Here is a 6,464-nt window from a genome sequence, read left to right on the forward strand (position 1 = left end):
GTTCTTTTAACTTACAATTGTTAAACTATTAGTCAATCTTTGAAATCTAAACAAGTGATCGATTGAGCCAGTCTATTATTTTATAATTATAATAGATTAGACAAACTAATAAATAAAACTAAAAGTTTTTTTGATTAAAAACTTCATAATAAAATCCTATCAAATAAATTTTGCTAGGTAATTAATATGGAGAGTTTGATCCTGGCTCAGAGTGAACGCTGGCGGCGTGCCTAATACATGCAAGTCGAACGGACAAGTAAGAGCTTGCTCTTATGAGTTAGTGGCGCACGGGTGAGTAATGTATAGCTAATCTGCCCTACACTAGAGGACAACAGTTGGAAACGGCTGCTAATACTCTATACTCCTGTCTTACATAAGTTAGATAGGGAAAGTTTTTCGGTGTAGGATGAGGCTATATTGTATCAGCTAGTTGGTGAGGTAATGGCTCACCAAGGCTATGACGCATAACTGGTCTGAGAGGATGATCAGTCACACTGGAACTGAGACACGGTCCAGACTCCTACGGGAGGCAGCAGTAGGGAATATTGCTCAATGGGGGAAACCCTGAAGCAGCAACGCCGCGTGGAGGATGACACTTTTCGGAGCGTAAACTCCTTTTGTTAGGGAAGAACAATGACGGTACCTAACGAATAAGCACCGGCTAACTCCGTGCCAGCAGCCGCGGTAATACGGAGGGTGCAAGCGTTACTCGGAATCACTGGGCGTAAAGGACGCGTAGGCGGATTATCAAGTCTCTTGTGAAATCCTATGGCTTAACCATAGAACTGCTTGGGAAACTGGTAATCTAGAGTGAGGGAGAGGCAGATGGAATTGGTGGTGTAGGGGTAAAATCCGTAGAGATCACCAGGAATACCCATTGCGAAGGCGATCTGCTGGAACTCAACTGACGCTAATGCGTGAAAGCGTGGGGAGCAAACAGGATTAGATACCCTGGTAGTCCACGCCCTAAACGATGTATACTAGTTGTTGCTAAGCTAGTCTTGGCAGTAATGCACCTAACGGATTAAGTATACCGCCTGGGGAGTACGGTCGCAAGATTAAAACTCAAAGGAATAGACGGGGACCCGCACAAGCGGTGGAGCATGTGGTTTAATTCGAAGATACGCGAAGAACCTTACCCGGACTTGATATCTAACAAATCATCTAGAGATAGAAGAGTGTCTGCTTGCAGAAATGTTAAGACAGGTGCTGCACGGCTGTCGTCAGCTCGTGTCGTGAGATGTTGGGTTAAGTCCCGCAACGAGCGCAACCCACGTCATTAGTTGCTAACAGTTCGGCTGAGCACTCTAATGAGACTGCCTTCGTAAGGAGGAGGAAGGTGTGGACGACGTCAAGTCATCATGGCCCTTATGTCCGGGGCGACACACGTGCTACAATGGCATATACAATGAGAAGCAATATCGCGAGATGGAGCAAATCTATAAAATATGTCCCAGTTCGGATTGGAGTCTGCAACTCGACTCCATGAAGCCGGAATCGCTAGTAATCGTAGATCAGCCATGCTACGGTGAATACGTTCCCGGGTCTTGTACTCACCGCCCGTCACACCATGGGAGTTGATTTCACTCGAAGCCGGAATACTAAATTAGTTACCGTCCACAGTGGAATCAGCGACTGGGGTGAAGTCGTAACAAGGTAACCGTAGGAGAACCTGCGGTTGGATCACCTCCTTTCTAGAGTACATATAGATATTCTCTCACAAGATATCTATAAGAAAGATATTCTCAATCATCCTTGTTTAGTTTTGAAAGATTGATAGACCTATAGGGGCCTATAGCTCAGCTGGTTAGAGTGCACCCCTGATAAGGGTGAGGTCACAAGTTCAAGTCTTGTTAGGCCCACCAGAGAATTTAATTGGGGAATTAGCTCAGCTGGGAGAGCGCCTGCTTTGCACGCAGGAGGTCAGCGGTTCGATCCCGCTATTCTCCACCATAAAATAGTTTAACTATATTAAGTCTAATTAGAGAGCTTAAGAATTTAAACTTTCTAATTAGACTTTTGTCTAAATGTTCTTTTAATTAATATTGTTAATAGTCACAAGCAAGTTTTAAAAACAATTTTACAGGACTTGTTAAAGATTTAAATTTCTATTCTCTTTGCATTTAGTGCAAAAGTTTGACATCACAATCTATTTAGGATTTAAAACTTATCTAAATAGTAGTCAATGCTTTCCGTCTTGAGAGCTAGAATTTAAATATAGTAACATAAAGTTATCTTTAACAAGGAAGTGATGCGAATTAGAATAATCTAATATAGAAAAGGTAAGCTACAAAGAGCAAGTGGTGGATGCCTTGGCTAGTAGAGGCGATGAAAGACGTGCCAGGCTGCGATAAGTCTCGGGGAGCCGTCAAGGGGCTTTGATCCGGGAATTTCTGAATGGGGCAACCCAGTTAAGCGCGAGCTTAACTACCTAATATGGAGCGAACGAGGGGAATTGAAACATCTTAGTACCCTTAGGAAAAGAAATCAAAAGAGATTACGCTAGTAGCGGCGAGCGAACGCGTAAGAGGGCAAACCGTTAGTTTACTAACGGGGTTGTAGGACTGCAATATAGACTAAACTTAGCTAATAGAATAATCTGGAAAGATTAAGCATAGAGGGTGATACTCCCGTATATGAAAGCTTTGTTTTACTTAGCAGTATCCTGAGTAGGGCGGAACACGTGATATTCTGTCTGAAGCTGGGTAGACCACTATCCAACCCTAAATACTACTACTAGACCGATAGTGCACAAGTACCGTGAGGGAAAGGTGAAAAGAACTGAGGTGATCAGAGTGAAATAGAACCTGAAACCATTTGCTTACAATCATTCAGAGCCCTATGATTTATCAGGGTGATGGACTGCCTTTTGCATAATGAGCCTGCGAGTTGTGATGTCTGGCAAGGTTAAGGAAACCCGGAGCCGTAGCGAAAGCGAGTCTTAATAGGGCGTTTAGTCAGACGTTGCAGACCCGAAACGATGTGATCTATCCATGAGCAGGTTGAAACCGGTGTAAGAGCCGGTGGAGGACCGAACCCGCTAGCGTTGAAAAGCTATGGGATGACTTGTGGATAGGGGTGAAAGGCCAATCAAACATCGTGATAGCTGGTTCTCTCCGAAATATATTTAGGTATAGCGTCATGTAGTAACACTAGGGGGTAGAGCACTGAATGGGCTAGGGCATACACCAATGTACCAAACCCTATCAAACTCCGAATACCTAGTGTGTAATCATGGCAGTCAGGCGGCGAGTGATAAAATCCGTCGTCGAGAGGGGAACAACCCAGACTAACAGCTAAGGTCCCTAAATCTCATTTAAGTGGAAAACGATGTGGAGTTACTTAAACAACCAGGAGGTTGGCTTAGAAGCAGCCATCCTTTAAAGAAAGCGTAATAGCTCACTGGTCTAGTGATTCTGCGCGGAAAATATAACGGGGCTAAAATGAGTACCGAAGCTTTAGACTTAGTTTTACTAAGTGGTAGGAGAGCGTTGTATTTGCGTTGAAGGTATACCGGTAAGGAGTGCTGGAGCGAATACAAGTGAGCATGCAGGCATGAGTAGCGATAATTGGGGTGAGAATCCCCAACGCCGTAAACCCAAGGTTTCCTACGCGATGCTCGTCATCGTAGGGTTAGCCGGGTCCTAAGCAAAGTCCGAAAGGGGTATGCGATGGAAAATTGGTTAATATTCCAATGCCAACTATAATGTGCGATGGAAGGACGCTTAGAGTTAAGCAAGCTAGCGGATGGTAGTGCTAGTCGAAAGGTGTAGGTTAAGATCCAGGCAAATCCGGATCTTTTTAAGCCGAGACCCCACAGGCGTTTGAAGTTCTTCGGAATGGATAGCGAATTGCCGATACTGTCGAGCCAAGAAAAGTTTCTAAGTTTAGTTGTAGTTGCCCGTACCGTAAACCGACACAGGTGGGTGGGATGAGTATTCTAAGGCGCGTGGAAGAACTCTCTTCAAGGAACTCTGCAAAATAGCACCGTATCTTCGGTATAAGGTGTGCCTAACTTTGTGAAGGATTCACTCCGTAAGCATTGAAGGTTACAACAAAGAGTCCCTCCCGACTGTTTACCAAAAACACAGCACTCTGCTAACTCGTAAGAGGATGTATAGGGTGTGACGCCTGCCCGGTGCTCGAAGGTTAATTGATGACGTTAGCTCTGCGAAGCGTTTGATCGAAGCCCGAGTAAACGGCGGCCGTAACTATAACGGTCCTAAGGTAGCGAAATTCCTTGTCGATTAAATATCGACCTGCATGAATGGCGTAACGAGATGGGAGCTGTCTCGAAGAGGGATCCAGTGAAATTGTAGTGGAGGTGAAAATTCCTCCTACCCGCGGCAAGACGGAAAGACCCCGTGGACCTTTACTACAGCTTGACACTGCTATTGGGATAAAAATGTGCAGGATAGGTGGGAGGCTTTGATCCATAGACGCCAGTTTATGGTGAGCCGTTGTTGAGATACCACTCTTTTTTATTCTGATAGCTAACTAGCTTGAGTTATCCTCAAGTAGGACAATGTCTGGTGGGTAGTTTGACTGGGGCGGTCGCCTCCCAAAATGTAACGGAGGCTTACAAAGGTTGGCTCAGAACGGTTGGAAATCGTTCGTAGAGTATAAAGGCATAAGCCAGCTTAACTGCGAGACATACACGTCAAGCAGAGACGAAAGTCGGTCTTAGTGATCCGGTGGTTCTGTGTGGAAGGGCCATCGCTCAAAGGATAAAAGGTACCCCGGGGATAACAGGCTGATCTCCCCCAAGAGCTCACATCGACGGGGAGGTTTGGCACCTCGATGTCGGCTCATCGCATCCTGGGGCTGGAGCAGGTCCCAAGGGTATGGCTGTTCGCCATTTAAAGCGGTACGCGAGCTGGGTTCAGAACGTCGTGAGACAGTTCGGTCCCTATCTGCCGTGGGCGTAAGAAGATTGAGGAGAGTTGACCCTAGTACGAGAGGACCGGGTCGAACCAACCACTGGTGTACGAGTTGTTCTGCCAAGAGCACCGCTCGGTAGCTATGTTGGGATGTGATAACTGCTGAAAGCATCTAAGCAGGAAGCCAACTCCAAGATGAATCTTCTTTTAAGAGCTCATATAGACTATGTGTTTGATAGGCTGGGTGTGTAATGGATGAAAGTCCTTTAGCTGACCAGTACTAATAGCTCGTCTGCTTATCTTTTAATAAGCATCACTTCCTTGTTAAGGATAAAAACTTAATAAGATATGTTTTTATAAAACTTTGTTTATGACTTTTAACTTTATCAAGTAGTGTTAAATAAGAGATTTATCTAATATATCTTTTATTTAACACTGCCCGTGACTATACAGACGAGGAAACGCCTTGCTCCATCTCGAACCAAGAAGCTAAGCTCGTCCTGGCTGATGATACTCTCCCTTACTGGGATGTTGGAAAAGTAGGTCGTTGCGGGCTTTGTTAATTTTTAATCTTCTTTATCTAAACAATCTTCTTTTAGTATTATTTTTTTAATTTATAACAAAATATCAAATCTTACATTTATTTATATTTTTAAATAATCAGACTCTTTATCTCTATGCTTATAAATATCTCTTAGTTTATGCTTTTATACGAGTATTGACTAAAAACACCAAATATGATAGACTCCAAACCCAAATTTACCCAAAAGGACAAAAATGAAAAAGATTATATTCTCACTATTAGCAGCAGCTTCTACATTACTAGCAGCCATAAATTTAAACACCGCCACAAAAGAAGAGTTAATGAGTTTAGATGGCATAGGATCTTCAAAGGCAGATGCAATAATAGAGTATAGAAAAGCAAATAAATTTAACTCAATAGAAGATATAAAAAATGTAAATGGTATAGGCGACAAGACATTTGAAAATCTAAAATCAGATATATCAGTATCAGGCACTACAAAGATAGATGACACAAAATCAAAAACAAAATCAAAAATAAAATCTAAAAAAGATGAGATAAAAGAAAAAGCAAGTAAAAAGAGTGATGAAGTAAAAGAGAAAAAAGATAGTGCTAAAGACGATAGTATAAAAGAGATAAAAGATAATAAAGAAAAGCTAAAAGATAAAGCACAAAAGAGTAAAACTAAAAAAGAGAAGAGTAAAGAGTAATAAAAGCTAGAAATTTATAAAAATTCTTACATAAAGATACATAAAAATAGTTAGGAGCGCATAGCGTTCCTAATAAAAAAATAGATTGGTTTTTATATATCTGCCTGCTTTTTAAATTCTATAACCTAGTTTGTCTACTTTTTAAATTTTATAAATTAATAAGCTCATCTAATAGATCTTGTAAAGTAATACTTCTTAAACTATCCTCTAAAGCTTCTTGTGCTTTTAGGAAGTGACCAGTTAAGAGTCCCTCGATCTTGCTACCAAGTGGGCAGGCTTTGGGTGAGTCAGAGTGGATCTTAAAAAGTTTTTCTTTATCATTTACTGCGTTAAAGATTTGAAGGAGGGTTA

2 protein-coding genes, 2 tRNA genes and 3 rRNA genes are annotated in these 6,464 nt (G+C 42.2%); 6 read left to right on the top strand and 1 reads right to left on the bottom strand.

Going from position 1 to position 6,464, the window contains the following annotated elements; all coding sequences use genetic code 11:
- Positions 1–183: 183 nt before the first annotated feature.
- The 6 genes from CVS95_RS09510 to CVS95_RS10025 all read left to right on the top strand — a co-directional run bounded on the left by CVS95_RS09510 (position 184) and on the right by CVS95_RS10025 (position 6,113).
- Positions 184–1,694: ribosomal RNA gene (locus CVS95_RS09510) — 16S ribosomal RNA — on the top strand.
- A 94-nt stretch (positions 1,695–1,788) separates the two neighbouring features.
- Positions 1,789–1,865 (top strand) — tRNA-Ile (locus CVS95_RS09515).
- A gap of 12 nt (positions 1,866–1,877) precedes the next feature.
- Positions 1,878–1,953 (top strand) — tRNA-Ala (locus tag CVS95_RS09520).
- A gap of 327 nt (positions 1,954–2,280) precedes the next feature.
- Positions 2,281–5,184: ribosomal RNA gene (locus CVS95_RS09525) — 23S ribosomal RNA — on the top strand.
- Between the two features lie 133 nt (positions 5,185–5,317).
- Positions 5,318–5,436: ribosomal RNA gene (gene rrf / locus CVS95_RS09530) — 5S ribosomal RNA — on the top strand.
- Together the 16S, 23S and 5S rRNA genes with 2 tRNA genes alongside form the textbook arrangement of a ribosomal RNA operon.
- Before the next feature lie 221 nt (positions 5,437–5,657).
- The gene (locus CVS95_RS10025; protein WP_107696444.1) at positions 5,658–6,113 is read left to right on the top strand and encodes a helix-hairpin-helix domain-containing protein; all 456 of its coding nucleotides are present in this window, start codon (positions 5,658–5,660) and stop codon (positions 6,111–6,113) included.
- Positions 6,114–6,261: 148 nt separating this feature from the next.
- Here CVS95_RS10025 and CVS95_RS09540 read toward each other — a convergent pair.
- The coding region (locus tag CVS95_RS09540; protein WP_234400060.1) for an Rrf2 family transcriptional regulator at positions 6,262–6,464 on the bottom strand (203 nt) is incomplete at its 5' end.

It is taken from the genome of Campylobacter concisus, from assembly GCF_003048905.1.
Taxonomy (GTDB): Bacteria; Campylobacterota; Campylobacteria; order Campylobacterales; family Campylobacteraceae; genus Campylobacter_A; species Campylobacter_A concisus_V.